Genomic DNA, 3,011 nt, shown 5'->3' with positions numbered 1-3,011 from the left:
TAATTGGTTTACCCATTGTTGTTACTGTACTTCACTAGATTAAGAAACGCTATAAACTGCCAGCGGTGATCAATATTACGATAATTAATGATTGTCATTTTTAACTGTTCAACCCAGGCTGAAGAGTGTGTCTGCCACCAGATCTTCCATTTTTCTTGGTTTTGATTTGGACTCGGCAATTGCTCCTTAAGTTGTTGCAGGGATTTATGGAGTCCAGCATCCAAAACAATCCCTAGAATGTTGCCCAGAGCATCTCCACAGGCATGAGCATAGGCAAAATCTTGGCTGCGGTCGATCGCACACTCCAGCAGCAGGTTATCTAACACCGCATCCAGAAACATCCCTTGGTCGAGGGTACAGACCAGGGCAAACTGAGAAGCTATGTGAGGAGTCCTGGCAAGGGCGAGGTAAAATGCACGACCCGTCGCAACCAAAGGCTGGGAGGGAGTAGTACGAGATTTTTGGCTTGCCCAGGTCAAAAATTCTTGTAGGTAAGGGTCTTGGGCGACAAGTGCATCAATGTGTTGCTTCATTAACTGCATCAGCCCGTCTGCACTCCGGAGCATGGCAGCTGTCAACAAGAAGATTTCGCGCCAGTGAGGATCAGTGACGTGAGTGACTAATCCTCCCAAAGCTTGCTCCAATGCTTGTAGGTTATGGCTGGCAACGATTTTTCTCGCCGTCAAATATTCTTGAAACGCCAGATAGGAGAAGGAGAAAATTCCTCGCGCCCGTTCTGTCAGTAACCCATGTTGGGCTTCTATAGCCTTTAGCACCGCTTCACTTTCTAGTTGCAGTTCCTCTGGCTCCATTGGCAATTCAGGTAGATTACGAATATAGTCACCAATGTATTGCTCAATAACACGTTGCTCAAAGAAGTACTGACCTTCTTCAAACGTTACCGCCGCAATCTGACTCAATAATCTGAGCTTTTGTGGTAACAAAAACCCTCGATAAACCTCATCCCGTTCAACACCTTTAGTTTCATCCCATTTGCCCAAGAGCAAATCTAACCCTTGCTTATAAAACTCAGTTCGCTTAGTGGGAAATTTTTCTTGACCGTGGAACACCCAGCAGGCAAGATGTAGAAACAGAGGTGTGATCACGAGTTGGCGAAATTGCCAGTTTTCAGGTAATTCCAGCTTCTGAATAAACTCAACAGACTGTGCCTGCCCATTTTGAGTGTTAGTCTTGGTGAATGCCACAAACCATTTTTTGGCAAAGCCAATGATTTGTTCTTGGGTAAACGGAGCAATCTCAACATCGGTAAAACCTCGGAGGGTGAGCTTTTGAGCCGCCGTTCGACAGGTTGCCACAAATCGATTTTTGTGATGTCTGTCCGAAAATCTGCGAATTTCTCTTAAGACAGCATTGCTCTGTTGGTTAAGAACTTCATCCATACCATCAAGCAGCAGCAAAACTCTACCTGCACTAAGCAAGGTTTCAATCACTGACGGGTCTGAGATTCTAGATGTGAGAAACTCTTGGCGAATATAGTTTAATAGGCTGAATTCGCCGATCAACCTAGATTCTTCAGCAAAATTCTTTAGTGTGATGAAAATAGGAACCTGGTTTGCCGCAAATGCGCCTCGCTGACACTGAATAGCAAGATGTTGCAAAAAGGTCGTTTTACCTACCCCTGGTTTACCCAGCACCCTGAGTTTGGAGTAGGTTTCGACTGCCCACATACCTGGTATTTGTTTGTGTTCAACCTCACCTAACCCAAAGCGGTCAAATTCATTTGGTTCAAGGTTTTGCAGGTTAGAGATATCTAACCACTGTTGGCTGGGGATGTCTTCCAGAATATTGACATCAATGTATATGTCATCGATCGCAACCGGATGACCGATATCTAATAACTGCAAGATCCCACACTGATCTTGAATTTTTTCTTGGCGTTGCGATCGCACCTGTCGCACAAAAACCTCAATATCTAAAACAGTACCCTGCCCCACTTCGACCGGATCTGGGAATTCAGCCGGGGGGTCGGCAGCGATTTCCCGCCAATTCAGTACCAATATCGAACAAATTTCCAGAAATATATGACGCTCGACCGGACGGCCACTGAAAAATCGCCAAATCGGTTGTCGAGTCTTTAAGCCAACTTCAAAAGCCAAATTTTCCTGAGTCCACCCCTTACGGGCAAACGCTCTTTTAGCCTGTTGAATTCCAATCTGTGATGCTTGGAGCGATCGCCTGACCATAATACAAAAAACTCATAATTAAAGCTTATAATTTAAACTTTTATTAACATTATAGATTTTATAGCTCTTCTTATGTTACAAACATCTGCACAATTTAAATCATACAAAAGTCAGAGATCGACTTTAATTTCATCAAAATGAAACCAATCTAAAAGTTATTCATACTGTTAATTCCAGGTACATGTGTGGAATAAAATCTGTATAAACCCCATGAATATTGAGTTTTGGGCTTGTTTGTATGAGTTAACGACTCTAAATGACAAGTGGCATTGAGAATTATTAATTTTGTTGATTTTTGTAACAAAATCAAACATTGCAAACTCATTTCATACTTCTTATACTTCTCTAACTTTTACTAAGACTTAATCTCAAGCACCCATCTGTCACGCTGAAGGAGTACAAATTCAAAAGCTTGCATATGTTATCAAAACAAGAATATAAAATAGATATTTTAGATAATATTCCTTTTATATCAATTCATATTAGTAGCCTATTAATTTTTTGGGTGGGTTTTAGTTGGGTTGCTCTCATTACATGCCTTACCCTGTGGTTAATACGAATGTTTGGAATCACAGCAGGGTACCACCGCTATTTTTCACATCGGGCTTATAAAACAACGCGTTGGTTTCAATTTATTCTTGCTGTTCTAGGCAATTCTTCAGTTCAGTTAGGTCCACTATGGTGGGCAGCACACCATCGTCATCACCACCATTATACAGATACAAAACAGGATATTCATTCCCCCATTATTCACAGGGTAAGAGCATCTCAATCAGGCTTGACACAAGGACTCGGAAGAATCTAATG

2 protein-coding genes are annotated in these 3,011 nt (G+C 42.1%); one reads left to right on the top strand and one right to left on the bottom strand.

Annotated features, from left to right (window positions below; translation table 11 throughout):
- Nucleotides 1-8: 8 nt before the first annotated feature.
- Nucleotides 9-2,204 (bottom strand): NACHT domain-containing protein, encoded by a 2,196-nt coding sequence (locus AC5JMK_RS13950; protein ID WP_495910375.1) that lies wholly within the window; start codon nucleotides 2,202-2,204, stop codon nucleotides 9-11.
- Nucleotides 2,205-2,622: 418 nt separating this feature from the next.
- Between AC5JMK_RS13950 and AC5JMK_RS13945 the strand changes: the two genes are divergently transcribed.
- On the top strand, nucleotides 2,623-3,009 hold the full coding sequence (locus tag AC5JMK_RS13945) for a fatty acid desaturase (RefSeq protein WP_495910374.1): 387 nt from the start codon (nucleotides 2,623-2,625) through the stop codon (nucleotides 3,007-3,009).
- The last annotated feature ends 2 nt before the right edge of the window (nucleotides 3,010-3,011 follow it).

This window comes from Pelatocladus sp., assembly GCF_059505505.1.
This window is presented reverse-complemented; position numbering and strand designations above follow the sequence as displayed.

Coding starts and splice junctions, on each gene's coding strand:
- AC5JMK_RS13945 (WP_495910374.1), top strand. CDS start 2,623: ATGTTATCAAAACAAGAATATAAAATAGATATTTTAGATAATATTCCT.
- AC5JMK_RS13950 (WP_495910375.1), bottom strand. CDS start 2,204: ATGGTCAGGCGATCGCTCCAAGCATCACAGATTGGAATTCAACAGGCT.